This is a genomic window from Candidatus Nitrotoga sp. AM1P, from assembly GCF_013168275.1.
In the GTDB taxonomy this organism is placed as follows: Bacteria; Pseudomonadota; Gammaproteobacteria; order Burkholderiales; family Gallionellaceae; genus Nitrotoga.
This window is the reverse complement of record NZ_AP019547.1, coordinates 2,441,896-2,468,523: the sequence shown is the minus strand read 5'-3', so window position 1 is coordinate 2,468,523 and position 26,628 is coordinate 2,441,896. Positions and strand designations below refer to the sequence as shown.

Genomic DNA, 26,628 nt, shown 5'->3' with positions numbered 1-26,628 from the left:
TGAGAATCTACCATTCTATAACACCACTATAGGCGGTAACCAAAACTAGCAGGCCGAATGCAATACGATACCAGGCAAACCCCACAAAAGTATGATTGGAAATAAATTTAAGTAAGGCCGCTACTGCCAGATAGGCGCTAACGAACGCGGCAATAAAACCTACTACGAATACCGGTAGATCTGTGGTTGATAACAAATGCCAGTTCTTGTAAAGGTCGAGGACGGTTGCCCCGAACATGGTAGGAATAGCAAGAAAAAATGAAAACTCGGTTGCAACTCGACGATCCAGTCCGAAAATCATCCCGCCCATGATAGTTGCGCCGGATCGGGAAACGCCAGGAAACATGGCCACCGACTGAGCAAATCCCACCTTGATTGCATCCTGCCAGCGCATCTCTTCAATACTTTTGATGCGCGGGTGAAACGCTCGTTTCTCCACCCACAGAATCACCAACCCTCCCCCAATTAACGCTATCGCCACCGTGTAAGGATTAAACAGATAGGTCTTGATCCAGTGGTGGAATATTAGCCCAAGCACGACTGCCGGCAGAAATGCCACCAACAAGTTACTGGCAAAGCGCCAGGCAATCGACTCGCGCACCACTAAACCACGCGTTACTGCCAATAGCTTGGCTCGGAATTCCCATACCACTGCCAAAATCGCACCCAGCTGAATTACGATCATGAATACTTTGCCCCTCTCATCATTAAAGTTGAGCAAGTCACCCGCAATGATCAGGTGACCAGTACTGGAAATGGGCAAGAATTCGGTCAGACCTTCAATAATGCCGAGAATAAAGGCTGGAATAAGCGGGGTGATATCCATAATTATTTAGATGCGTATCACGTAGGTGCGGGCCACTCTGGCATGGTTTCCAATTCGGGATGAGTTAGTTTTAACACCGCCATAGAACCTCCTGGCATACTTGAGCCAACCGGTACCAAAGCACAAAATTCAACATTCAGTGTCCACGAACCCCCATCTTTAGCTATTACCTGCGCCTTCAGTAGACGTTCATCTGGTATACCTTCAAGAGCCTGCCTTAATTCACCGATAGTTTTCATAATTCTCCTCTTTATTGTAATAATCCAATTTAACGATGAAAGAACTCCCCGCTACACACCTTTACTTATATTGATGTTATGCATCAAATTTTTTGCTCGTAAACAGATTCACTTTTTCGCCAAACTGCTGGGCAAAATTACGCATTGACTTTGCTACTTCCGCTTCTCCGGTAGCACGTTCGAAAGTATCAGCCATTGATAAAAAAGTCTGATGATAAAACTGACACATTTCATCAACCATCATATCTTTGGTCCAAAAATCAATCCGCATTGTATTGCTTTCCTTAGTATCCCAAACTGAAATCATTACGCCTTTGCTTGTGTTGTGCTCCTCTGCACCAGAAGCAGTCCAGTCTATTTTTTCTGCCACCATATTGTCGTCGAGAGTGACTGTAAATTTAATTTCAGATTTCGTCATTTTTAATTAATCCCTTAAAGATTTTGATTGAAAGGTTTTGAGCTATTTAACTACCCGGTAACATATATCGCGTCAGGCAATCTTGTACGGCATTTCCTGTCCTCTCGAAGTATGCATCAGGCCATTATGCATAGAGCACAAAACTGGTGAAATTGAGAACATAGGTGTACAAGAAAAAGCTCATAAGCTTAACTTAAAAAATGAAATATAAAAAATATTATGCATGCAGGAATTCAGGCGCAATATGTAACAGTCCCTGAAGTAATAGTGCGGGGTTATTGATGTGTTTAAAGTGCAATGCTAACTTTGATTGGTTTAATTATTTTTTAAAGCAACAAATTTATTTTCCATTACCAGATTCATTTTTTCTCCCAGCGTCTGGGCAAAATTTTGCATCGCTCGCGAGGTTTCCACATCTCCGGTAGCACGTTCAAAATTATCTGCCATGCATAAGAAACTTTGATGATAAAATTTTTTCATATCCTCTTTCATCATGCTTTTGGTCCATAAATCAATACGCAGCGTATTTTTCTCCTTGGCATCCCATAGAGCAATCATTACTGCATTGGCAGCCGTAGTTTGTTCCTGAATAACAGATGCGTCCCACTCTATTTTTTCGGGTATTTTTTTGTCATCGAGAGTAATGATAAATTTAATTTCAGATTTTTTCATTTGGCATGGATTTAAAAACGTCGTCGAAGGTCAGTGGGAAATTTTCGGACAATTGCAACAAAATCCTAAGCCCAATACCCTGCTAAGGTAGTGTTACTCACTAATTGGAATTCATACAATTGCTCTTTAAATTAATCCCGGAATAGCCAGATTGTTTTGACGTCGGATACCTACCTTCCAGTTGCGAAATCATAAAATATATGATGGAGAATCAGTCGCGTACCTGATATTCGATCACTGCATAGGCCAGATTATACATGTGCTGAGTTGCCCCGTCCCGTATGGTCATATCCGGGTTCGTAGCCCCTTATGCCAGCCTGTTTTACGCCTCAAAATTTAACTTTGAAACTTGAGAGCAACTATTTCTGCAAGAGATAGATGCACGCCACTAAAATAAAAGATCGTCATGATGCTCAGCACAAGCAATCTCTCAAGCCGCCACGAAACATGAAATTACTGCCCTGGCCACCTTATGCACCTTACCTCAACTCGGTCGAACATGTATGGGATAAATCTCGCAAGAAATATACTCACAACAAGATTGATTGAAGTGAAAGTACCCTTAGACAGGTATGCTCTTGATCCTGGTAATGCGTATTACCTCGGATATCCCGCGCAGACCACGCATCACGTTGGCCAAGTGTATGCGGTTGCCCACCTGCAAGGTAAAATATAACGTAGTGTAATTACCTTCGTTGGTGAAGTGAACGTTTTCAATGTTGGATTCGGCTTCGGCAATCGCTGCTGCTACCTTTGCCAGAACCCCACGCTGATTGGCTACGATTAACTTAATGCTCACCTCAAAGGGTCTGTTGATGTGTTTGTCCCACACCACATCCAGCCATTTGTCCATGCCGCCGCGCCCCTTGCATAACACTGGGCAGTCATGTGTATGAACGACCAATCCTTGGCCTTTTTTGATAATGCCGATGATAGGATCCCCTGGAATGGGGCGACAGCATTTAGCAAACTGTACTGCCATACCTTCCGTGCCAAGGATAGTGATTACGCCGCTGAGTGCGGGATGTTCTTGTGTACCGGCCTCCTCTCCGATACGCGCAAGTTGGCGCGCAATAACCATGTTGAGACGACGCCCCAAAGCAATATCAGCGAAAATTTCTTCGCGCGATTTTACCCCGGTATCCTTAAGCAACTTTTCCCAATGGCTGTTTTCAATATCCTGTTTCTTAAGACCCAGTGAAGATAGAGCTTGGTTCAGAAGACGCTCTCCCAGTGCAGAGGATTCGTCAAAGTGCATCGTTTTAAGAGCATGTCGAATCTGACTGCGTGCCTTGCTGGTGACTACATAGCCGAGCCATGCAGGATTAGGGTGAGCATGCGTCGCGGTGATGATCTCCACACGATCACCATTTTTCATCTCGACACGTAATGGTGCTAGCTCAAAATTTACTTTGACAGCCACACAGCGATTGCCGATGTCGGTATGCACACTATAAGCAAAGTCCACAGCCGTTGCGCCACGTGGCAGCGCAAGAATTTTTCCTTTAGGAGTAAACACGTAAACTTCATCCGGGAATAGATCAACCTTCAGGTGTTCAAGAAACTCCATCGAATCGCCACTCTGGCTTAAGCTTTCCAATAAACTTTGCAACCACTGGTGAGTCTTTTTATGCAAATCATTGAATGATGTCTGCGCGGTCTTGTATAGCCAGTGCGAGGCGACACCAGCCTCAGCGATTTTGTGCATTTCCTGAGTACGAATCTGCACTTCGATAGGAGTTCCATATGGCCCAAACAGTGTGGTATGCAACGACTGATAAGCGTTCGCCTTAGGGATAGCAATGTAATCTTTAAACTTGCCGGGAATCGGTTTATATAGCGCATGTAGCAATCCCAGCGCCAAATAGCAGGAGGGTACATCATCCACCATCACGCGGAAACCATAAATATCCTGTACTTGGGCGAAGGCTAACGATTTTGCCTGCATTTTCTGGTAGATGCCATATAGATGTTTTTCGCGCCCTTGTATTTGGGCAGTGAGGTGATGCTCTTCCAAGCGCTGACGAATGGCTTCCTGGATTTTGCCTACAACCTCACGACGATTACCGCGTGCGACTTTAAGAGCCTTAGACAAAACTTCATAGCGCTTGGGGTATAGGTGCTTAAAACCCAAATCTTCCAATTCCTGGTAGATGACATTAAGGCCCAGGCGATTGGCAATAGGCGCGTAAATTTCCATGGTCTCACGCGCAATGCGTTCGCACTTTTCACGCGACATCGATTTTAGCGTGCGCATGTTGTGCAGGCGATCAGCCAATTTAATCAGGATGACGCGTACATCACGCGCCATCGCCAGCAGCATTTTGCGGAAATTTTCCGCCTGTGCATCCTCCTTGGTCTGAAATTCAATCTTGTCAAGCTTACTCAAACCATCAACTAATTCAGCCACCGATTTGCCGAATATATTGGCTACTTCTTCATTGCTAATATGAGTGTCTTCCACCACGTCATGCAGCAATGCCGCCATGATGGCTTGTGCATCGAGGTGCAGCGGGGTAAGAATTCGAGCGACGGCAATGGGATGCGAAATATAGGGCTCACCGGACTTACGTAGTTGACCTTCGTGTGCTTGACCACTAAATTTAAGTGCCTGCCGGATATGTTCGACATCCTTGGACTTCAAGTAAGTGGAAACCTCCTGCAGGAGCATTTCAGCGTCGGACATATATGCACCTCTAAAATTTAGATTTGCGAGCATCTGCTGCGCAGATTGCCTGCGAAAGTATTTATTCCAACTGTGTACTTGATTTAGAAAAATTTTCTTAAATAAAAATAACCAGATTCAGATATAAAAACTGTATGGAACGAATATTCAATTTATAAACTGTCTATTTTTAGATCAGTAACTAAAACTTTACATAAAAAATAGCAAGACTAATTATAATTATTTAGGATAATGATTAATCCATATAAATTTTATTTCTAATTCAAAGGATGGGTAGATGAACGAAGAACAAGCTGTGCTGAATTTTTTCGCCCAAAAAGAAAACCTGCCTTTGGCGCTTAGTGTGGCAAATCAAGTGGATGGAACACGACAGAAGTTGAACAATGACTTCTGGCTGGCATTAAGCGAACGTATCGTAGCAAATACGTCTAAGTGGCGCATATTAACTACCGAAGATCGCAACGCAACTGAATGTTTAGTTGGACTGTATCTGCAACCTGAAACAGAACAAAAACTCTACTTACGTCCTATGCTGGAACAACAATACCTGGGCGACACCCTACGTATTTACTATGGACTGATGTGGAGTGCGGTGCCTACACTCGAACAAAAACAGTTGAGCGCCATTAAAACACTACATAATACTTTTCAAGAGGCAGGCTTTAAGAGCAATGAAAGTTTCCTGGCTTGGCAATGGACGTCTTATTACCCACGCAACATGGATTTCCTTCTACGTTTTTCCACCACTGCGGATGCACTGCTAAATGAAGCCGCAGGTCTAATACAAAACCTGTTGGTGACGCATCGCGATGCTTTGCATTTCGCCAATACCGCTCTACGTGAGTCTTCAAGAAACGTTGCAATTTCAGTGGTTTCACTCGACAAATTGCGTGTAAACATCGAGCGTTAATATGCCTTTAAACCGGATTTTCTAGATCGAAAAATTGGTGTTCTATACCAAAATGCTCGGCGAGGTGCGCACCCAAAGCCTGGACACCATAGCGCTCAGTGGCGTGATGGCCAGCCGCAATAAATGTCACTCCCGTTTCTTGCGCCACATGGACATTCTGCTCGGAAATTTCGCCGGTGAGAAAGGCATCCACGCCCAACGCGATTGCCGCTTCGAAATAGCCTTGCGCCGCACCGGTACACCAAGCGATCCGGCGGATAGTAGGGTCGTCTTCACCTATCACTAGCGGCGTACGCTGTAAGCTGTGCGCAATTTTCCGCGTCAGTTGTGCCAATGTTTGTGCTTGTACCAACTCCCCATAACAAGCAATGTCTTGCTCACCGAAGCGCCCATGCTCCATGAAACCCAAACGTTGACCGAGTTGCGCATTGTTGCCAAGTTCAGCGTGCGCATCCAACGGCAGGTGATAAGCCAGCAAACTAACATCATGCTGAAGCAAATGTGCAATACGTTGTTTCTTAATTCCAGTTATAGCAGCATCTTCATTACGCCAAAAATAACCATGATGAACCAGGATGGCATCTGCATTCCATGCAGTGGCTGCTTTCAGTAAACGTTGAGAGGCCGTTACACCACTGGCGATGCGGCGGACTTCTACCCTACCTTCCACTTGCATGCCATTTGGACAATAATCACGAAAACGGTCAGGCTCCAGCAGGCTTGCGATATAATCGCGCAACTCATTCAGCAACATGATGTTATTTTTAAATTAATTGTTTCGATTCTACTTTAAATCAGCCACACTAAAAACTAAATCTCCCTCTGTTTGTATACAGAAGCAGTGATATAACAAGTTAAATTGTAAAATTAAAAATTACGTTATACTTTTTATTCGCTTATGTGCACATTACTTTTTTTATTTACCACCAAAATTTAGCATACCTAAATAATTACACCGATCGTATATATAATTGCTCAACACACAAGTATAGCATCGCAGGATGCGACGTATTTTCTCAGACCCATCAATCTTAGCAGATCATCACACGAAGTTATGAAACATTCGGGTTAGATAAATAGATCTGCGAACAACATAAAACAATCATATCATGCGTAAATTCTGGCTTTTATTCGCACAAGCTACCACTGTCGGGCTGGCTATATTATTTGTTATCAACACCCTGAAACCCAGTCTACTATCCTCTGCTACACGTAACGGCATCGTCACGCTACATGAAAACGTAAACACTAGCACCAGCCAAATTCCTGCAGCAGGCTTCAGCGCTGCGGCGCGCAAAGTTATGCCCACCGTGGTTAATATTTTTACCAGCACCGAAATAAAGAAACCCAGGCATCCATTCATGGATGATCCACGCTTCCATTTCTTTTTTGGCGAAGAATTCGATAATTCTCCACAACGCGGTTCTAACTTAGGCTCTGGCGTCATCATCAGCCATGACGGTTACATCCTTACCAATCATCATGTGGTTGAAGCTGCCGACCAGATCGAAGTGGCTCTGGCCGATGGACGCAAGGCCAAAGGACGCATTATTGGTTCCGATCCAGAATCCGATCTTGCCGTCATCAAAATCGACCTGCCTGGCACCATCCCGGCCATCACCTTTAGCCGCCCGGATCAAGCGCAAGTAGGCGACATCGTGTTAGCCATCGGCAACCCGTTCGGCGTGGGGCAAACGGTGACTATGGGTATTGTCAGTGCCGTAAAACGCAATCACCTCGGTCTAAACACTTTCGAAAACTTCATTCAGACTGACGCAGCAATTAACCCAGGCAACTCAGGCGGCGCGCTGGTAGATGTAAACGGCAACTTGATTGGCATCAACAGTGCGATTTACTCGCCCAATGGGGGCTCACTCGGTATCGGTTTCGCTATTCCTGTCAGCACCGCAAAAAAAGTTATGGAGCAGATTATCCAAAGTGGCTCGGTCACACGCGGCTGGGTCGGCGTAGCCGTGCAAGAGCTCACTCCAAAACTAGCGGAATCGTTTAACCTCGGCAATATACAGGGAGTGCTAATTTCGGAAGTGGTGCGCGGCAGTCCAGCGGACCAAGCTGGGGTGCATGCTGGCGACATTCTCACCATGATAGACAATAAACAGCTGCTAACAGATTCAAGCTCTATGCTGGAAACCATTTCGAGTTTGCCACCCGGCAAAGTTGTCGTATTCAAACTGGTGCGCAATCAGCGTGAAGTAGTAGTGGAAGTTAAGGTCGGTAAGCGGCCTAGGCCGAAAAAACTGGAATAAAGCTTCAGAAAAGCTTCAGACTAGAAGTTGAAATAAAAGGGATGGTTATCCGTTTTTCGTTTCAACCTCTGTCGAGTCTTTCATCATCCACCCCGCCACCACAATGCCCACTTCATACAATAGCCACAATGGTATGGCGAGCATAAACTGCGACACCACGTCCGGGGGGGTAAGAAGCGCACCGAGAATAAACGCTCCGACAATAACATAAGGTCGAACTTCCTTAAGTTTGGCGATAGTTACTACATCCATTTTAACCAACACCACCACTGCCACCGGCACTTCGAAGGTAGTTCCAAAAGCAAGGAACATCCCCATTACGAAACTCAGGTATTTGTCAATGTCGGTCATCACTGCGACGCCCTGAGGCGCTGCACCGCTGAAAAAACCAAATACCACAGGAAACACCACGAAATATGCAAATGCCATGCCGAAAAAAAACAACACTACACTAGCCGTAACGAGCGGCAACATTAAGCGTTTTTCATGTGCATGCATGCCGGGCGCGACGAAAAGCCAAGCTTGGTACAATATATAGGGTAATGCAATCAGGAATGCAGCCATCATCGCCACTTTAATTGGCACAAAAAATGGAGTGATAACATCAATAGCGATCATCTGCCCGCCTTTTGGCAACTTAGCGAGCATAGGTTCCGCCAGTAGGGCATAAAGATCACCTGCCCACGGAACAAGGCATATAAATACCAACAACAGCCCTCCAAAAGCATATAGAAGGCGAGTGCGCAATTCAAGCAGGTGGGAAATGAAGCTTTCGCTAGTACTCATTAATCAATAGGAAATCTTTTTTGCTCGGGAATAATCTGAAACGTGGGCTGTGCCTGCTGCACGTTGGCTTGTTTTGATTGAGATACGGCACTATGAGGTTGCTGCACTAATTGATCCTGCGGTACCGTCTGATCGTTAATACTAGCTTGCTGATCTGTTTTTTGCCTCAACTGACGTAATTTTTCCTCCTGAATATGCAAATTGCGTGCCGCCTCTTGTTGAGCATATAAATTACGTGTCGCCTCTTGATACGCTGATGAAAGCTTTTTAAATTCAAGCTCATCTGCCGAGCTCTCACCACTTGCTCGCACTGAACCTTCGATATTACCGTCACTCTGTTTACTCAATAGTGATGCGCCCTTATCTCTTTCGCTAGCCTTAGGGAAATTTTTCTGCTCCGAAGTACTCTGTTGCACGGCGGATGATTGCACCTCAGAATTCAATTGCGATTGTTGATTAATGCTCTCCCTAGCCTGCTCCACTTGCTGATTGAGTGACTGCGTAACTTCTTGCGCATGCAGGTTAAGGGTTTGCGTAACTTGATTCACTGCCTCTTCGGCACTCTTGTATTCCTTTTGCACCTTTTCCTGCAACTGACGCAATTCCTCAATTCCTATGTCTCGCGCGATGTCAGCTTTAACGCCGCTAATGTAGCGTTGCCCACGGCCCAACAAATGACCAAGGGTACGCGCTACCTTGGGTAGACGTTCAGGGCCAATAACGATGAAAGCAACCACCGCAATCACCATCATCTCGGAGAAATTGACGTCAAACATGGCTACTAAACCAATCTATGCGTTGGTATGACTCTTGTCTTTGACTTCGCCTTCGATGGTCTGACCACCCTGCTCCACTTGCTTGTGAATATCATCTTTAGACACTTCTGGCTCTGATCGCATACCTTCCTTAAAACCCTTCATCGCACCTCCTAAATCGCTACCCATATTGCGCAATTTCTTGGTACCGAATATAAGAATGACAACCAATAATACAATCAACCAGTGCCAGATACTGAATGAACCCATTTTTATTTCTCCTAAAGTTTAAGTGGCGCTAATCCCGCCGCACCATTGGTGGAATATTGCCGCCAATAATATGAATATGCAGGTGAAACACTTCTTGCCCTCCACCCTTCCCAGTGTTTATCACCGTGCGAAAGCCGTTATTCAATCCCTGCTCTTTTGCCAATTTAGACGTCAACAATAACATTTTTCCCAGTAGCGCCATATGACTGTCATTAGCATCCATCAGTGATGCCAAGTGTAACTTGGGAATCAGTATGATATGCACCTCCGCAACCGGGTGAATGTCATGAAAGGCAAGTAAATCATCGTCATCATACACCTTTCGGCAAGGGATATCACCGCCAACTATGTTGCAAAAAATACAGTTATCCACTTTTGCCTCCTAGACCTCACCCCAAGATCCTAAATAACCAGATGTAAAAAACCAGTAGACACTTGCCATACCAGTAAATTCCTTGCTGGTAATGAAAAGTAAAATCTTAAGAGACGTCGCCACTCTTACGACCGGCCTTCTCATCAAGCCCGGAAACCCCTACCCGTTGCGCCAGCTCTTGCAGTACATCGCTTGCGCTCAAGCCATGTTGCGTCAGCAATACCATACAATGAAACCACAGATCAGCGGTTTCGTATATCAAATGTTGTTTATCACCGCTTTTAGCGGCCAGCAGTACTTCAGTGGCTTCTTCGCCGATTTTTTTCAGGATGGCATCTTCACCTTTGCTAAACAATTTGGCTACATATGAGCTTTCAACTGCTGCACCTTTGCGCGCCACTATTGTTTCCGTCAATTGTTGCAGAATGTCGTTTTTCATTACTTAGGGTTTCTTCTGATAAATTTCGTCAGGCGCTTTAAGTACCGGGTCGATTTCCACCCACCTATTTTTTTCCAGACGACTAAAGAAGCAACTGGCTCGTCCGGTATGACAAGCGATTCCACCAGCCTGCTCCACTTTCAATAAAACCACATCACCATCGCAATCGAGACGAATTTCCTGCACCCTCTGAATATTGCCGGACTCTTCGCCCTTATGCCACAGCTTTTTACGCGAGCGCGACCAATATGTTGCCTCGCCCGACTGGACGGTACGCTTAAAGGCCTCGCGGTTCATCCACGCCATCATCAGCACACAACCTGTACTTGAATCCTGTGTGATAACTGGCACTAATCCATCTGCTGCCCAGCTTATTTTATTCAACCAAGGGTCGCTCATAACCGCACCTCAATACTTTGTTGTGCCATATATTGCTTAGCCTGTTGGATCGTGTATTCACCATAGTGAAAAATACTGGCCGCCAACACCGCATCCGCGCCGCCCAACTTCACACCGTCCACCAAATGCTGGAGAGTACCCGCACCGCCACTGGCAATGAGAGGGATTTCCAGCGCATCCGTCACTGCGCGAATAAGCTGTAAGTCATAACCAATTTTGCTGCCGTCACGATCCATACTGGTGAGCAGAATTTCTCCCGCGCCCAGTGCCTGCATCTTTTTAGCCCATTCCACCACACCGAGACCGGTAGCCCGGCGTCCGCCATGGGTGAATACCTCCCAACGACCAGACTGTATCTGTTTGGCATCTATTGCCACTACGATACATTGTGAACCATAGTGCCCTGCCACGTCCGCCACCAGCTGCGGGTTTAGCACGGCAGACGTGTTAATACTTACCTTATCAGCACCCGCATTAAGCAGGTTACGCACATCTTCCACTTGGCGCACACCGCCACCCACAGTAAGGGGAATAAAAACCTGCTCGGCCACCTGCTCAATAATACGAAACAAAATACCACGGTCATCAGAACTGGCTGTGATGTCAAGAAAGGTTAACTCATCTGCGCCCTGCTCGTCGTATCGGCGCGCGATTTCTACCGGGTCGCCTGCATCACGCAACTCAACAAAGTGGACTCCCTTGACCACGCGACCAGCGGTTACGTCTAGACAAGGAATGATACGTTTGGCTAGCATATTATTTAAGTGAATGTATAGAGAATAGAAATCTCAAAGCTTAGCGCTTCACATTTCTATTAGTAGTTAATGTATCCGCCAATTTTTGTGCCGCAGCAAAGTTCAAAGTCTCTTCATAGATAGCCCGGCCAGTTATCGCGCCAGCAATGCCATTGTCCTGTACCGCGCACAGCGCATGCACATCATCAAGGTTAGTAATGCCACCGCTGGCAATGACCGGGACAGTAAGTTCACGCGCCAACTCCACAGTCGCGGGAATATTTACGCCAGATAACATACCATCACGTCCGATGTCAGTGTAAATGATCGCTTCAATGCCATAACCTTCAAAACGCTTAGCCAAATCCAGCACATCATGCCCAGTCACCTTAGACCAGCCGTCCACCGCCACTTTACCAGCATTAGCATCGAGCCCTACCATGATGTGACCTGGGAAAGCATCGCAGGCTTCATGCAGAAAACCCGGAGTCTTCACCGCTGCAGTACCTATAATGACATAAGTGACTCCAATATCGAGGTAGCGTTCTATGATTTCTAGATCGCGAATACCACCCCCTAACTGAATTGGCACATCCAACCCAACCGCTTCCACGATGCTGCGTACAGCTGCCTCGTTCTTAGGTCTGCCGGCAAAAGCGCCGTTCAGATCAACCAAGTGCAGGCGACGCGCGCCTTGGTTTAACCAATGTAGCGCCATCGCTGCAGGATCTTCAGAAAACACCGTGGCGTCTTCCATCATCCCTTGGCGCAAGCGTACGCAATGTCCATCTTTTAAATCAATCGCAGGAATAATCAACATGGCAGCACTATCTAACAAGATGAACAAAAATAAAAAATTAAACCGGTACCCAATTCACAAAGTTTTTCAGCAACATCAGTCCGGCACCCTGACTTTTCTCTGGATGAAACTGCACGGCAAATAAGTTATCACGCGCCACGGCACAAATAAACGGTTGTGGATAGCAACTAGTGGCCTGCACAAACTGTGCATCCTGGGGACATACATAATAACTGTGCACAAAATAAAAGCGCGCGTTCTGATCTATACCTTCCCATAGCGGATGGTTGGCATGGTGCACTTCATTCCAACCCATATGCGGCACCTTCAACTTATTATTCTGCGCATCGCACAAATTGCTGGCGAAGCGCACTACTCTGCCCGGCAAAATGGACAATCCCGGAATATCGCCTTCCTCACTGTGCTCAAACAGCATTTGCAGGCCGATACAAATACCGAGAAAAGGCTTGGTCCGCGCCGCCTGCAGTACTGCCGCTCGCAACCCGCGCGTCTCTAACTCGCGAATACAGTCCGGCATCGCACCTTGGCCAGGAAAAACCACACGCGCCGCCTGTAAAACTTCTTGCGGGTCGTCAGTCACCACAATGGACGCAGTTGGCGCAATGGTGCGCAATGCTTGATGCACGGAGCGTAGATTGCCCATGCCGTAATCAATTATCGCAATATCTACCATAGCTATACGTGATTTTTATAAATCTAAATCCACAACATGTGGTGCTCAATTCTATTGAACACATTATCTCATTTATTACTTTGTTTATTTAAGCGCCTTGAGAATTTTTACAATGTACCCTTTGTGGAGGGCATCATGCCTGCCATACGTGGGTCAACTTCCAGCGCCATGCGCAAGGCACGGCCGAATGCCTTGAACACAGTTTCCGCCTGATGGTGAGCATTTTTACCAACCAGATTGTCGATGTGCAATGTCACCAGCGCATGATTGACAAAGCCTTGGAAAAACTCATGAACCAAATCCACATCAAACTCACCTATATTGGAACGCACAAAATTCACATTGAACACCAAACCGGGGCGGCCGGAAATATCCAGCACTACGCGCGACAGCGCCTCATCTAATGGGACATAAGCATGACCGTACCGACGCAATCCCTTTTTGTCTTCTACCGCTTGGCTAAACGCTTGACCAAGAGTAATGCCGATATCTTCGACAGTGTGATGCGCATCAATATGAAGATCACCCTTAGCGACGATGTCCAAATCAACCATACCATGACGTGCAACTTGATCGAGCATATGCTCGAGAAAAGGCAAACCGGTATCGAATTTGACCTTACCGCTACCATCTAAGTCCAGCTTGATAGTGATCTGAGTTTCCAGGGTGTTACGAGTAACTTGCGCACTACGCATAATTTTTCCTAATGGGCAGCCTAAACAAATTGATGAATACTTTCCTGCAATGCCCGTATGAACTGTTCATTCTCTTGCGGAGTGCCCACCGTAACGCGTAGACAATCAATCAACATTGGGTGGGATTTGCTCAAATTCTTAATTAACACCCCCCGTTTTTTCAGCCCCTGAAAAATCTTATCAGCATGCATCACACGGAATAAGATGAAATTGGCATCACTCACATAAGGCCGTACATCCGCTACCCCCACCAGCCGTTCATATAACCAAGCACGATCCTGTTTGATCTGCTCAGCCTGCCGCAACAACACGTCGTGATGCTGCAACAATTTTTCCGCCACCTGTTGCGTCAACACACCCACATTATACGGCAAACGGAGCTTTTCTAACTGCGCTAGCCACGCCTTGCTACCCACCATAAACCCCAAGCGCAAACCAGCCATGCCAAGCTTGGAGAATGTGCGCATCACCAACAGATTTGGATAACGTGTCAGCATGGGCATAAAACTAGCATTGGCAAAAGCATAATAAGCTTCATCCACTACCACCAAACCAGGGGCAGCTTCAATAATTTGAGCGATAGCTTCCGCATCAAACAGATTGCCAGTGGGATTATTTGGATAGGACAAAAACACTAGCGCAGGCTGACGGTGTTGCATGACAGTCAGCATGGCAGGCAAGTCCAGCGCAAAATCTTCTGTCAGCGGCACACCGACATACTGCATTCCAGTGAATGCCGCAATCATTTTATACATCACAAATGATGGCTCGACGCTCAATAATGTGGCATTCGGCTTAGCGACCGCAAGCGCTAACAACTGAATAATCTCATCCGACCCATTTCCAAGCAACATATCCAAACTCTGCGGCAAACCGGTCACAGCGCGGATGCAGGCCTTTAATCGCTGAGCATCGGCATCAGGGTATCGGTTGATAGCGGCGTCCGCCACCAGGCAGGCGATTTCCTCGCGCAATGACTGTGGCAATGGATAAGGGTTCTCCATCGCATCCAGTTTGACCATGCCAGTGCTGTTGGGCACAGGGTAAGCTTTCAAATCGAGTATTTCTTGACGGAGCAAGCTTTCAGGTATTACGCCAAAATTGGTAGAAGACATGGATTATCAACGCTGTTAGACAGCAATATCTTATCCTAAAATCGCGCTAGATTCTGTTCAAATTTCTTATGACAGTGCAATATTTTTGCTCAAGCCAGCGCTTCAAGCCACGCCATGACGGGCACAACCGCAGTCAAAGCTAAAATAGCCCGCAACCATTCGTCCGATGGCAATAATGCTGATGTGCCGGAATTTTCAGCTGACACTTCTCAAACGACATGCTGTGCGCTCAAATTGTTCACAAGTACTGTCTGCATAACCTTCTTCAGATCCCATTTCCCAAGCCTCCTGTAGCAATTTCGCTTAGTTTATTTCTACCGTTTCTTAGGACTTAAGGAAGCGCTGATTAACTCGCGTTTCAAAATTTAACAAAATTTAACAAATTTAAAAATCAATTGGTTACGCACGTAATTCCGAAAAATTTTGAATTAATCAGCGTCTCCTTAAGTAAAGCCGAGCAGTCAGGTACTACAAGTCTAGATAGCCTACTTACCTCACAGCACAGAAAAAACAAACAATTGCTAAAGTTGACAAGCCTTCGTATAATTCATCTTTTTATCGCAAGAGAAATTCTCAAGGAGTTGCCATGGCAAACACTGCACAAGCTAGAAAACGCGCGCGACAAGCAAACAAACAACGCGAACATAACACGAGTCTGCGCTCTAAACTGCGCACTGCCATTAAAAAAGTGGCTAAAGCTATTAAAGTTGGCGACAAAGCTGTGGCACAAGCCGTTTTCATCGAATCCACTAGTATCGTGGATTCTATTGCCGACAAAAAGATCATTCACAAAAATAAAGCTGCACGTCATAAGAGCCGTTTATCTGCTGCCATCAAAGCAATGGCTCAAGCATAACTGCACGCACTCCCAAATAAGCCGACAGCATATGCTGTCGGCTTTGTGTTTTAGCTCGCCAAAATCATGAACCATCACCTTCAACGAATATCCAATCTGCCCTGCACATACTAGCAATTTTAATTGCATAAGTAATATCACTAGTGTCCGGTTAAAAACGACCCCATGACTCTGGAATTCTTATTTTATGCAGCATACAGCGGTTTTGAGGGTGTCTCCGACTTGAACGGCGAGCCCACCTTCGTGCAGTCTCCCAGTTTTTCTGCTGTTGGAGATTGCGATGTACGTTGGCAAGCCCTTGTTCGCCCAAGTGATGGATTTCCTTCCGTGGAAGACCTTTTACCGCATCGTTGCTCGGCATGGTGGCGATCATCGCGTCAGGACGCTGACCTGTGCCGAACACTTCCGCATTCTGGCTTTCGCGCCACTCACCTACCGCGAGAGTTTACGCGACATCGAAGCCTGCCTCTCGGCGCAGTCCGCCAGGCTTTATCACATGGGCATCAGAAATGCGGTGTCGCGTTCCACATTGGCCGACGCCAACGAACTGCGCGACTGGCATATCTACGCCGAATTCGCTCATCGCTTGATTGCTCAAGCCCGAACGCTTTACACCAGCGAAGACTTGGGGCTGGATTTGACCAACACAGTGTACGCGCTGGATTCGACCACCATCGATCTGTGCTTGTCGGTGTTTCCATGGGCGCATTTCCAAACCACCAAGGCAGCGGTGAAGATGCCTATGCTGCTAGATTTGCGTGGCAGCATTCCCAGCTTCATTCATGTCTCCGATGGCAAGATGCACGACGTGCGAGCGCTCGATTTGTTGATTCCAGAAGCGGGCGCTATCTATGTCATGGATCGAGCCTACGTCGATTTCGTGCGTCTGCATCGACTGCACTTGGCGGGGGCTTTCTTCGTGACGCGCGCCAGGTCGAATCTCGATGCACACCGGATGTATTCCGCCAGGACGGACCGAAGCTTGGGCATCATCTGCGATCAGACGATTGCGCTCGATGGGTTTTACACTCAACAGGATTACCCAGAGCCGTTGCGGCGCATTCGATTCAAAGACCCAGAAACGGGCAAGACGCTGGTGTTTCTGACCAACAACTTTACCGTTGCCAGCGGCAACGATCTGCGCGCTCTACAAGAGCCGCTGGCAGGTGGAGTTGTTCTTCAAGTGGGTGAAGCAGCATCTTCGTATCCAATGTTTCTATGGCACATCAGAGAATGCGGTGAAATCGAAAATCTGGATCGCCGTTTCGGTTTATGTGCTCGTCGCTATCATCAAGAAGCGTCTCAATCTGGACGCTTCGCTCTACACTTTGTTACAGATTCTGTCGGTCACGCTGTTCGAGAAAATGCCCATTCAACAAGCCTTGCAGGGCATCGGCGGTCAGTCAGAAAACAGCTGCTTCAGCAACCAACTGAATCTATTCGATCCTTAACCGGACACTAGTGACTGATGCCCTTAAATTAATTAACGAGGCTGTAGAAAAACTCTGTTTTCAACGAAAACAGGTATCGTAATTTGTTGATTTTTCATAAGGTGATTTTCACAATTTTGAGTTTTTTTACAGCGTCAACGTGCAATATAAATTTTCCTCTTGCACAATTGAGGTAATTTAGCTCAATATAGACCTTTCCCTGAACTTAATACGGCGGCCATGCCGCCGTCTGTCATTCTATATATGTCACACTTGATGAACACCTACGCTCGCCTGCCAGTCTTCTTCACACATGGAGAAGGTGTTTGGCTGTGGGACAGCAATGGCAAACGCTACCTTGATGCGCTATCCGGTATCGCTGTTAACACGCTGGGACATGCCCATCCACGCTTAACTGCGGCGCTTACTGAGCAGATCAGCAAACTGATACACGTTTCCAACTTGTATCAAATAAACGAACAAGAAGCTGTAGCCGACAAATTATGTACGCTGGCCAACATGCAAGAGGTGTTCTTGTGCAATTCGGGCTGCGAGGCTAATGAAGCTGCGATCAAGTTGGCGCGTCTGTATGGTCATCAGCAAGGTATTGATAATCCCGCCATTATCGTCATGGAAAAAGCATTCCATGGCCGTACATTAGCCACACTATCCGCCACTGGCAACCGCAAAGTACAGGCTGGATTCGAGCCGCTCGTAAAAGGTTTTGTGCGCGTTCCGTATGATGATCTGGATGCCATACATCAGGTCGCCGAACACAACCACGATGTCGTAGCGGTGCTGATCGAACCCATTCAAGGTGAAGGCGGAATCCGCACCTTGGATATCCATTATCTCGAGCAACTACGTAAGATCTGTGACCAACACAACTGGCTGTTGATGCTGGATGAAGTGCAATGCGGTATTGGCCGTACTGGCAAATGGTTCGCCCACCAATATACGAGCATTCTACCGGACGTAATGACACTAGCAAAAGGTGTCGGCTCCGGCATTCCTGTCGGCGCCTGCCTAGCCGCTGGCAAGGCGACGGGCACCTTTAAGCCGGGCAATCATGGCTCTACTTTCGGCGGCAACCCATTGGCATGTATAGCTGTGCTAACCACGCTGGCGATAATGGAAGAAGACCAGCTGGTAGCACATGCCGCTACAGTAGGCGAATTTCTACAGCAGAGTTTACGCACCCGCCTGGCCACAGCGGCTGGCGTGGTAGAAATTCGGGGACAGGGGCTGATTATCGGCATTGAATTAAACAGGCCCTGCGGGGAACTGGTGAAGCAAGCCTTGGCACAAGGGCTGTTAATCAACGTCACCGCTGACAACGTTATCCGGCTGCTACCCGCAATGGTATTTACTTCCGCGGAAGCGCTGCAATTACTGGACAAACTATGCCCGCTTATTACTGATTTCCTGGCGCAAGGCGCATAACGTGAGCATTAAACATTTTTTACAATTCAAAGACTTCACCCATACCGAGTTCGAACACATTTTCGCTCGCGCGCACATCATCAAGCAACGCTTCAAAAACTACCAGCTCTATCATCCACTAGTGGATCGCACTTTAGTGATGATCTTTGAGAAAAGCTCCACGCGTACGCGCCTATCGTTTGAGGCAGGCATGCAACAACTTGGCGGCAATGCCATTTACCTCAATACACGCGACTCGCAACTAGGGCGCGGCGAGCCGGTAGAAGACGCTGCACAAGTTATCTCTCGCATGAGTGACTTAGTGATGATCCGTACTTTCGAGCAAGAAATTATCGAACGCTTTGCTGCAAATTCGAGAGTGCCGGTGATTAACGGCCTGACCAATGAATATCATCCTTGTCAGATATTGGCTGATATCTACACCTATATCGAGCAGCGTGGCTCCATTCAGGGCAAAACCGTTGCATGGATCGGTGATTCCAATAATGTATGCAATACCTGGTTACAAGCAGCGGAGGTGTTCGACTTCAACGTCCATGTTTCCACCCCACCTGGCTATGAAGTTGAACCAGAACGCGCCGGACTATTCGGCGAAGACCACTATGAAGAATTTGCTGACCCCATGGATGCGGCACGCAATGCCGACTTGGTTACCACCGATGTCTGGACCAGCATGGGTTTTGAGCGCGAAAACGATGCGCGCCGTAAAGCGTTCGCCGACTGGATTGTGGATACAGAAATGATGTCCGTCGCCAAATCGGATGCGCTATTCATGCATTGCCTGCCGGCACATCGCGGAGAGGAAGTGGACGCCGTTGTAATTGACGGCCCGCAAAGCGCAGTATGGGACGAAGCAGAGAATAGATTACATGTACAAAAAGCACTGATGGAATATCTGCTATTAGGTAATGTCAATAACTAAAGTAAAAATGCAGGGGGTGCTTGCGCACCCTATTTTCATTAGCGGTTTATTAAACAGAGAAAAACGAAATGAGTGAAATCAAAAAAGTTGTCCTCGCCTACTCTGGTGGGCTGGATACCTCAGTAATTCTGAAATGGTTACAAGATACCTATCAGTGCGAGGTCGTAACTTTCACTGCCGACATTGGTCAAGGTGAAGAACTCGAACCCGCACGCAAAAAAGCATTGCAGTTCGGCATCAAGCCGGAAAATATTTTCATCGACGATCTGCGCGACGAATTTGTACGCGACTTTGTATTCCCGATGTTCCGCGCCAACACCGTATATGAGGGGGAATATCTGCTTGGCACCTCGATCGCGCGCCCGCTAATCGCCAAGCGCCAAATTGAGATCGCCAGGCAAACTGGCGCGGAAGCAGTGTCGCACGGCGCCACCGGCAAGGGCAACGATCAGGTGCGTTTCGAGCTAGGATATTACGCACTTAACCCGAGCATCAAGGTAATCGCGCCGTGGCGCGAGTGGGACTTACTCTCGCGTGAAAAATTAATGGCATACGCTGAAAAGCACAGCATCCCCGTAGATATGAAGCACAAACAGGGTGGATCGCCTTATTCAATGGATGCAAACCTGCTGCATATCAGCTTTGAAGGTCGCCATCTGGAAAACCCCGCCGCTGAAGCTGAGGAAAGCATGTGGCGCTGGACAGTATCACCGGAACAAGCGCCAGATGCGGCTGAATATCTCGATCTTGAATTCGAGCGCGGCGACATTACCGCCCTCAACGGATCACACATGAGCCCGGCCCAAATACTTGCCAAGCTTAATGAGCTGGGCGGCAAACACGGCATCGGTCGTCTTGATCTGGTAGAAAACCGTTACGTCGGCATGAAATCACGCGGCTGTTATGAAACCCCCGGCGGAACCATCATGCTCAAGGCTCATCGCGCAATAGAATCCATCACGCTGGACCGCGAAGTTGCGCACCTGAAAGATGATTTGATGCCGCGCTATGCCAGTATGATTTATAACGGCTATTGGTGGAGTCCAGAACGCCGCTCACTGCAAACACTGATAGATCACACGCAGCAAAAAGTTAACGGCTGGGTGCGCATCAAACTATACAAGGGCAATGTCATCGTAGTGGGACGCGATTCCAAAACCGATTCGCTATTTGACCCGAACATCGCTACTTTCGAAGACGACAAAGGCGCCTACGACCAGAAGGACGCAGCCGGATTTATCAAGCTGAACGCTCTTAGAATGCGCATTGCTGCCAAGCTAGCGCAGTAGTTGTGCCCGCTCGAAACACTTTATTTTTATATAACAATTTGAATAAATTAAATAATTAAAATCAGGAGTATCCATGTCCCAATTCGATAACGTTAGCGTCGTTAAAAAAGCCAATGTGTTCTTCGACGGTAAATGCGTGTCACACTCTGTCTTGTTTCCAGATGGCACACGCAAGACTGTTGGTGTGATAATGCCAGGCAGCCAGCTCACTTTTAACATCGACGCCCCTGAACTAATGGAAATTACCAGTGGCACCTGTCAAGTTAAAATAGCAGGCGACACCGCTGCTAAAACCTATACTGCTGGTATGCAGTTCAATGTAGCTGCTAATAGCAGCTTTGAAATACATGCACAGGACGCAGTCAATTACGTTTGCAGTTTTGGTTAGCTAATCGAATCCGCTCGTAGCGCCGCCTCATCAAGCATTTCCTCCGTCTGAAAAAGAAAGCTAAGAAAATAAAGTTTAAGGAGAACTGCAATGCCATCATTCGACATCGTATCCGAAGTGGATAAGACAGAAGTTAAAAATGCAGTCGAGCAGACCAATAAAGAAGTTAGTACCCGCTTTGATTTCAAGGGTTCAGACGCACGCGTGGAGCAAGCAGAATTAGTGTTGACCGTGCATGCTGATAATGAATTTCAGCTAAACCAGGTTCAGGATATTCTCAATGCTAAACTCACCAAGCGAGGCGTTGATATCAAATGCTTGGAGATTAGCGATAAAATTGAGAAGATCAGCGGTAACAAGATTAAACGTTCCTGCACCGTCAAGGTGGGAGTTGAAATTGAACTGGCGAAAAAGATCGTCAAATTTGTCAAGGATAGTAAAATGAAAGTACAGGCCAGCATACAAGGCGACACGGTGCGCATAACTGGCAGTAAACGCGACGATCTGCAAGCTGCCATCCAGCTGATACGCACTTCCATCACTGACTTTCCGTTGCAATACCAAAACTTTCGCGACTAAAAAGATATTGTAAAATTGCCCCTAGCTTCATGTTCGTGCCAAGCATCTTCTTGACTCCACCTACCACAAAAAACTCATTATAAAATTCATTCATCTTTAGCTTTAAATTTGAAACGGCAAACATTGCCGCCTTTAGCCATACATTCCTCATGATTAACCGTACTATCTGTAAAGGTTGATAACAGCGCCAGATCAAACTGGCAAATCTCCGGATTTTTCATGGCCAGATTGTGAAAAATGCAGTTATCCGCTTCAATCGTGAGCGCATCACTATTAACAGTGAAACTCCTCGTGTTATACCCAAGCGCTTCCATCACCTCAGAAAGCTTTTCCACCTTTTGCTCGCGCGTTTTAAGTACTGAATTTTGGCTGAGTAGCTGTTGAGCAACGCCCTCTCCCATGGTACCCAATCTTTCCCGCAACCCCGCCACCCCGGATTCTTGAGCGATTGATTCGACCATTAATTGAGCAAACCAGGAATAATTGCGCGGGAAAAATTCTTTACCCTCATCGGTAAGTACATAAAGCTGTTCTGGACGCCCCCCCGAAGGGCGGCTCACCCCTTGGGTGACTATCCCGCTGTTCTCCAATGCGGCTATGTGCTGGCGAACGGCATTCCGGGTGATTTTTAGATATTCCGAGAGCTCTTCTAAAGTTAAACCGCCCTTATGCTTTAGCAGCAGTTTTAAAAGCTCTTGCTGACGACTTCCTAATAATTCAAGCATTCAGTACTCCTTTGGTGCACCCGCCCCCTCAAAGGAGACCTTTTGTATTTTACTCCAGCGCATATACAGGGCCAATTAGATTTGCCTTAAATGGAATAACCCGTCCACATTTGACCACTGAATAATTTGGACTGGGCAGCTTGGTACGCTGATCCAGTCCAAATCCGAACATTTTAAACGATGATTAGTAAAATATTGGGGCGTTCCCGGATGCGAGTTAACTAACGCTAACCAATAACTACTCATCAAATGCTATTTGACAATCACTCGCCCACGCATGCTGGGATGAAAATCACACGAATAATCCTGCACGCCTACTGATTCAAATAACACTTCGTGTTGTTCGCCACCTTTTATGATGCCAGAAGGAATAAAGTGTCTATTCTTATCTGGTGTCACAGTATGCGGAACTTCATCCTTGTTAATAAAGATTATGCTCTGCCCACGTTTTATCATTATCTCATCGGGTTGAAATTGGAAGGCATCAATCGTGACCGTAATGGGTTTCCTAGCTTGCTGCTCTCTACTTATTTCATTGGGAGCGGCTGACACCGTCATTGAAATAGTTACCAGCCCCAAATATGCCCACGTAAGTAACAGAAGGGATATTTTCATAGCACGCATCATGCTGATTAGACGGACAATATCCACTGGCTGCGAGTTTCTTTGCTAAGTTGCGCAGCCGGAACGGCATGGATTGTAGAATCGAGCGTACCAAACACCGCACGTATTGCAGCGGCATGCGCTGATTCATCAGGTAAGATAGTTAATCCGGCAGCGACCAACGCGGGCGTACGCAGTTTGCTGATGGCACTGGCGTAGGCAAGCACCGCATCCACTTCTAGTGCCAGTGCAAGTTTAGCGATATTGGCATCACTATCAAGATTACCTTCCCCTGCCTTGATATAAGCAGAAAGATCGTACGTCTCCCTTGTAATAGTCGGTGTACCACCCAGGCTTTTAATCGTGGATATGAAAATATCCCTATGTTTAACGTGATCAACCTGATTACGCAATGCCAAGGACTTAATGACATTTCCCACCTTGGTGTCGCTCAGCTTTCCCGCTGCCACGCCATATGCCCAAATAGCTTGATTTTCAAGATCCAAGGCCGCGTTTAAAATAGCCATGTCGTGCTTCGTATCACTACCCGTATTCGCATTTGCGCTAGTGAGAGTGGTTAAGCTAAGCGCAGCGAGCGCACTTATGGCAATGCCTGTTTTAAGAACTGCACGGCGAGAATTGTCAGATACATTATTAATATTTTCCATAGTTGGCTCCTAAGTTTAGTGGCTAGTTAAGTTTGGTTTGCTAATCAATAACGAACCAAACCGCATCTTACGTGAACAATAAAATATATACAACATATATTTATGTTTTAACTTGTTAAACATTTTAAATAGTCAAAAAAATATAAATTTATTATTAAAAACAATGTTTTTATGGCGCATTGGCTCTCACTAATCTGTAATACACGCAGTTTTACAAATGACGCCAGACAGTGACAACCCAGATTGCATACATGGCTTAACAACGTTCGTCACATCAAGATACGCAAGATAAGGTTGTGCACGCGGTTGCATGACAAGCACCTGCCAGTGCTTTTCCTCGGCTAAATGGTATGAAGGGGTCCTCGACTATTTTGCACTTCGTCTATAATTGCAGTCCATATTCCAACCATGTGTAATATGAAAAATTTTCTAAAATACAGTTTATGGTTAGCAGGTGTGGTAATAGCCATTGCGATTGCCGGTGTAGTTTATATCGCTGCCACATTTAACCCCAATGATTACAAGACTCAGATCATCAAGCTGGTGAAAGATAAGCAGCACCGTAGTCTCAAGCTGGATGGCGATATCAAACTGGTTTTCTTTCCCAGCATAGGCGCCGATATTGGCAAAGTATCATTGTCTGAATTTCAGAGCGATGAAACATTTATTTATATTGACAGTGCACGCGTCTCGCTGGCGCTATTGCCGCTACTATCCAGGCAAATGGTTGTGGACGAAGTTTCGATCAGTGGTCTGAAGGCGACTCTGGTGAAATTCAAGAACGGCAAGACCAATATTGACGACCTGTTAAGTAAAAATGACACTGATGAAGAAAAAACACCACTCGAGTTCGACATAGCCTCAGTGCACGTGGAAGATTCTGAACTGACCTACCTGGATGAAAGCACGGGGGGGCAATATAAACTAAAAGGCTTCAACCTTAATACCGGACGCATTGCCAACGGAGTGCCGGGCAAAATTGATTTTACTGCAGTAATTCAATCCAGCAAACCCAAGCTGGACATAGCCGCCCAAATGAAAGTCAAATTCACTTTCGATCTAAAAAAACAGCTATTTCAAATGGAAGGGCTGGAGTTGCAGGCCAAGGGCACAGCACTCGACATCAGTAATCTAACAGTTTTGGCTAACGGCAATATCAGCGCGAATTTTGACACACAAGAATTTTCTACAAAGAAGTTAGTAGTTACAGCTACTGGCTTGCAAGGCAAAAATAACTTCGATGCCAAACTGGATGCGCCTGCATTAAATTTGGTTCAGAATAATTTCACAGGCGACAAACTAACATTAAACGCTAAGCTGGATAGTGCATTCGGCAACATCATAGCCAATCTTGCTCTGTCTGATTTGACCGGTAATCCTCAATCATTCAAGAGCAGCGCGCTTACGTTAGAGCTGGATATGAAGCAACCCGAACAGGCATTTAAAATAAAGCTCGGCTCACCTGTAACTGGCAACATCGAACAACAGCAGCTCAACCTTTCCAATCTAACCGTCGCAGTAAATGCACGTGGTGACAAATTGCCGAATAAATCAGTCAGCAGCGAAATGAAAGGTAGTGTGCAAATAGATGGCATCCGCCAGAGCGTTCAAACTAACCTCGCGGGTGGGCTGCTGCAAAGCCAGGTTAAAGCCAAAGTGGCTGTGAATGGTTTTCAAGATCCAGCTATACGCTTTGACATAGACGTAGACCAGTTTGATGCTGATTTATATATGCCGAAAGAAGCAGCAGGCGTTGCCAATAAACCTGCCCCGGCGGAGCAGTCGTTTGATTTGGCTGGCCTGAAAAAACTCAATCTTGAAGGCGGATTACGCATTGGAGCGCTAAAGATCGCCAATGTGAAACTTTCACAAGTACGTCTCGACGTAAAAGCACATAACGGCTTGATAACAATCAGCCCACTGTCCACCAACCTGTATCAGGGCAACATGAACGGTAGCCTGAAAGTAAATGCGCAGAGTACGCCTCACATCGCTATAAACCAAAATCTGAGTGGCATCAACATTGCGCCATTGCTCAAGGATGCTGCTAATTTTGACACTCTGGAAGGCAAGGGCAATGTCGCGCTTAATCTGACTACCCAAGGCAACACTATGAGTGCGCTTAAGAAAGCACTCAATGGCAACATGTCACTAAACTTAACGGATGGTGCAATCAAAGGCATCAACATTGCCAAAACACTGCGCGACGCGCAGGACATGTTGAACATGAAAGGTGCAACGGCCCAAACCCAATCCGTTAACAAGACCGAAAAGACGGACTTCAGCGAGCTGAAAGCCAGCTTCAAAATTAACAACGGTGTGGCGCACAACGATGACCTCTTGTTAAAATCGCCGCTGCTACGTCTAACGGGCAATGGGGACATCAACATTGGCAATGACACCATCAATTATCTGACTAATGCCACACTAGCAAAAACATTGAAAGGCCAGGGCGGCAAAGACATCGTTGGCGGCGTCACTGTGCCGGTGCGTTTAAGCGGGCCGTTTAACAACTTGAAATACACATTGGACTTTGGCGCAATGGTATCAGATGTAGTCAAGCAAAAAATCGAAACCCAGAAAGAGGGAATTAAAACCAAGTTGCAGGATCAGCTTCAGGACAAGCTAAGAGGGCTCTTCAAATAATT

General features: G+C 46.5%; 29 protein-coding genes and 1 pseudogene. 10 read left to right on the top strand and 20 right to left on the bottom strand.

The features are described from left to right. Positions 1-7: 7 nt before the first annotated feature. The 5 genes from W01_RS11295 to W01_RS11275 all read right to left on the bottom strand — a co-directional run bounded on the left by W01_RS11295 (position 8) and on the right by W01_RS11275 (position 4,841). Positions 8-826, bottom strand: coding sequence for an undecaprenyl-diphosphate phosphatase (locus W01_RS11295; protein ID WP_173054752.1), 819 nt, complete (start codon positions 824-826; stop codon positions 8-10). A 17-nt stretch (positions 827-843) separates the two neighbouring features. After that, the gene (locus tag W01_RS11290; protein WP_173054750.1) at positions 844-1,065 is read right to left on the bottom strand and encodes a hypothetical protein; all 222 of its coding nucleotides are present in this window, start codon (positions 1,063-1,065) and stop codon (positions 844-846) included. Between the two features lie 76 nt (positions 1,066-1,141). Beyond that, positions 1,142-1,483, bottom strand: a complete 342-nt coding sequence (gene gldC / locus W01_RS11285; protein WP_173054748.1) for a gliding motility protein GldC — start codon at positions 1,481-1,483, stop codon at positions 1,142-1,144. 315 nt (positions 1,484-1,798) lie between these two features. Continuing rightward, positions 1,799-2,155, bottom strand: coding sequence for a gliding motility protein GldC (gene gldC / locus W01_RS11280; RefSeq protein WP_173054746.1), 357 nt, complete (start codon positions 2,153-2,155; stop codon positions 1,799-1,801). A gap of 562 nt (positions 2,156-2,717) precedes the next feature. Then, positions 2,718-4,841, bottom strand: a complete 2,124-nt coding sequence (locus W01_RS11275) for a RelA/SpoT family protein (protein ID WP_173054744.1) — start codon at positions 4,839-4,841, stop codon at positions 2,718-2,720. A 277-nt stretch (positions 4,842-5,118) separates the two neighbouring features. On the opposite strand from W01_RS11275, the gene W01_RS11270 reads away from it, so the two are divergent. Further along, positions 5,119-5,751 (top strand): hypothetical protein, encoded by a 633-nt coding sequence (locus tag W01_RS11270; protein ID WP_173054742.1) that lies wholly within the window; start codon positions 5,119-5,121, stop codon positions 5,749-5,751. Between the two features lie 7 nt (positions 5,752-5,758). Here W01_RS11270 and W01_RS11265 read toward each other — a convergent pair whose 3' ends face one another. Beyond that, positions 5,759-6,505, bottom strand: a complete 747-nt coding sequence (locus W01_RS11265; protein ID WP_173054740.1) for a Nif3-like dinuclear metal center hexameric protein — start codon at positions 6,503-6,505, stop codon at positions 5,759-5,761. 355 nt (positions 6,506-6,860) lie between these two features. Between W01_RS11265 and W01_RS11260 the strand changes: the two genes are divergently transcribed. After that, on the top strand, positions 6,861-8,018 hold the full coding sequence (locus W01_RS11260; RefSeq protein WP_173054738.1) for a trypsin-like peptidase domain-containing protein: 1,158 nt from the start codon (positions 6,861-6,863) through the stop codon (positions 8,016-8,018). A gap of 45 nt (positions 8,019-8,063) precedes the next feature. Here the strand turns inward: W01_RS11260 and tatC are convergent, their stop codons facing one another. From tatC to hisC, 11 genes are all read right to left on the bottom strand, one after another. Beyond that, entirely contained in the window at positions 8,064-8,804 is a 741-nt protein-coding gene (gene tatC / locus W01_RS11255) for a twin-arginine translocase subunit TatC (protein ID WP_173054736.1), read from the bottom strand. After that, entirely contained in the window at positions 8,804-9,580 is a 777-nt protein-coding gene (tatB, locus tag W01_RS11250; RefSeq protein ID WP_173054734.1) for a Sec-independent protein translocase protein TatB, read from the bottom strand. The genes tatC and tatB overlap by 1 nt, the downstream gene beginning before the upstream one ends. Positions 9,581-9,595: 15 nt before the next feature. Continuing rightward, complete coding sequence (tatA, locus tag W01_RS11245) at positions 9,596-9,829, bottom strand: Sec-independent protein translocase subunit TatA (RefSeq protein ID WP_173054732.1); 234 nt, start codon at positions 9,827-9,829, stop codon at positions 9,596-9,598. A 28-nt stretch (positions 9,830-9,857) separates the two neighbouring features. Then, entirely contained in the window at positions 9,858-10,202 is a 345-nt protein-coding gene (locus W01_RS11240; protein ID WP_173054730.1) for a histidine triad nucleotide-binding protein, read from the bottom strand. A 106-nt stretch (positions 10,203-10,308) separates the two neighbouring features. After that, on the bottom strand, positions 10,309-10,641 hold the full coding sequence (locus W01_RS11235; protein WP_173054728.1) for a phosphoribosyl-ATP diphosphatase: 333 nt from the start codon (positions 10,639-10,641) through the stop codon (positions 10,309-10,311). Between the two features lie 3 nt (positions 10,642-10,644). Then, positions 10,645-11,040 (bottom strand): phosphoribosyl-AMP cyclohydrolase, encoded by a 396-nt coding sequence (gene hisI, locus W01_RS11230; RefSeq protein WP_173054726.1) that lies wholly within the window; start codon positions 11,038-11,040, stop codon positions 10,645-10,647. After that, positions 11,037-11,795, bottom strand: a complete 759-nt coding sequence (gene hisF / locus W01_RS11225) for an imidazole glycerol phosphate synthase subunit HisF (protein WP_173054724.1) — start codon at positions 11,793-11,795, stop codon at positions 11,037-11,039. Before hisF ends, hisI begins: the two co-directional genes overlap by 4 nt. A gap of 40 nt (positions 11,796-11,835) precedes the next feature. Then, positions 11,836-12,594, bottom strand: a complete 759-nt coding sequence (hisA, locus tag W01_RS11220; protein ID WP_173054722.1) for a 1-(5-phosphoribosyl)-5-[(5-phosphoribosylamino)methylideneamino]imidazole-4-carboxamide isomerase — start codon at positions 12,592-12,594, stop codon at positions 11,836-11,838. A 37-nt stretch (positions 12,595-12,631) separates the two neighbouring features. After that, positions 12,632-13,267 (bottom strand): imidazole glycerol phosphate synthase subunit HisH, encoded by a 636-nt coding sequence (hisH, locus tag W01_RS11215; protein WP_173054720.1) that lies wholly within the window; start codon positions 13,265-13,267, stop codon positions 12,632-12,634. A 107-nt stretch (positions 13,268-13,374) separates the two neighbouring features. After that, positions 13,375-13,962 carry an imidazoleglycerol-phosphate dehydratase HisB gene (gene hisB, locus W01_RS11210; RefSeq protein ID WP_173054718.1) on the bottom strand — a complete coding sequence of 196 codons (588 nt, stop codon included), beginning with the start codon at positions 13,960-13,962 and terminating at the stop codon, positions 13,375-13,377. A gap of 20 nt (positions 13,963-13,982) precedes the next feature. Beyond that, positions 13,983-15,077 (bottom strand): histidinol-phosphate transaminase, encoded by a 1,095-nt coding sequence (gene hisC, locus W01_RS11205; RefSeq protein WP_173054716.1) that lies wholly within the window; start codon positions 15,075-15,077, stop codon positions 13,983-13,985. A gap of 586 nt (positions 15,078-15,663) precedes the next feature. On the opposite strand from hisC, the gene rpsT reads away from it, so the two are divergent. The 7 genes and pseudogenes from rpsT to W01_RS11170 all read left to right on the top strand — a co-directional run bounded on the left by rpsT (position 15,664) and on the right by W01_RS11170 (position 21,984). Further along, positions 15,664-15,933, top strand: a complete 270-nt coding sequence (rpsT, locus tag W01_RS11200; RefSeq protein WP_173054714.1) for a 30S ribosomal protein S20 — start codon at positions 15,664-15,666, stop codon at positions 15,931-15,933. A 280-nt stretch (positions 15,934-16,213) separates the two neighbouring features. Then, positions 16,214-17,384 (top strand): annotated as a pseudogene (locus W01_RS11195) (IS4 family transposase). A gap of 243 nt (positions 17,385-17,627) precedes the next feature. Next, positions 17,628-18,806: an aspartate aminotransferase family protein gene (locus W01_RS11190; RefSeq protein WP_173055932.1), complete on the top strand. Its 1,179-nt coding sequence runs from the start codon at positions 17,628-17,630 to the stop codon at positions 18,804-18,806. A 1-nt stretch (position 18,807) separates the two neighbouring features. Further along, complete coding sequence (gene argF / locus W01_RS11185; protein ID WP_173054712.1) at positions 18,808-19,728, top strand: ornithine carbamoyltransferase; 921 nt, start codon at positions 18,808-18,810, stop codon at positions 19,726-19,728. Positions 19,729-19,796: 68 nt separating this feature from the next. Beyond that, positions 19,797-21,017 carry an argininosuccinate synthase gene (locus W01_RS11180; RefSeq protein WP_173054710.1) on the top strand — a complete coding sequence of 407 codons (1,221 nt, stop codon included), beginning with the start codon at positions 19,797-19,799 and terminating at the stop codon, positions 21,015-21,017. Positions 21,018-21,090: 73 nt separating this feature from the next. Next, entirely contained in the window at positions 21,091-21,405 is a 315-nt protein-coding gene (gene ppnP / locus W01_RS11175) for a pyrimidine/purine nucleoside phosphorylase (protein WP_173054708.1), read from the top strand. 90 nt (positions 21,406-21,495) lie between these two features. Then, the gene (locus W01_RS11170; RefSeq protein WP_173054706.1) at positions 21,496-21,984 is read left to right on the top strand and encodes a YajQ family cyclic di-GMP-binding protein; all 489 of its coding nucleotides are present in this window, start codon (positions 21,496-21,498) and stop codon (positions 21,982-21,984) included. A gap of 86 nt (positions 21,985-22,070) precedes the next feature. Here W01_RS11170 and W01_RS11165 read toward each other — a convergent pair whose 3' ends face one another. The 3 genes from W01_RS11165 to W01_RS11155 all read right to left on the bottom strand — a co-directional run bounded on the left by W01_RS11165 (position 22,071) and on the right by W01_RS11155 (position 23,980). After that, a complete protein-coding gene (locus W01_RS11165; RefSeq protein ID WP_173054704.1) occupies positions 22,071-22,709 on the bottom strand; it encodes a helix-turn-helix transcriptional regulator in 639 nt (212 codons plus the stop codon). A gap of 252 nt (positions 22,710-22,961) precedes the next feature. Continuing rightward, positions 22,962-23,324, bottom strand: a complete 363-nt coding sequence (locus W01_RS11160) for a cupredoxin domain-containing protein (protein WP_173054702.1) — start codon at positions 23,322-23,324, stop codon at positions 22,962-22,964. Between the two features lie 17 nt (positions 23,325-23,341). Then, a complete protein-coding gene (locus W01_RS11155) occupies positions 23,342-23,980 on the bottom strand; it encodes a DUF4439 domain-containing protein (RefSeq protein ID WP_173054700.1) in 639 nt (212 codons plus the stop codon). Between the two features lie 417 nt (positions 23,981-24,397). Between W01_RS11155 and W01_RS11150 the strand changes: the two genes are divergently transcribed. Then, entirely contained in the window at positions 24,398-26,626 is a 2,229-nt protein-coding gene (locus tag W01_RS11150; protein ID WP_173054698.1) for an AsmA family protein, read from the top strand. The last annotated feature ends 2 nt before the right edge of the window (positions 26,627-26,628 follow it).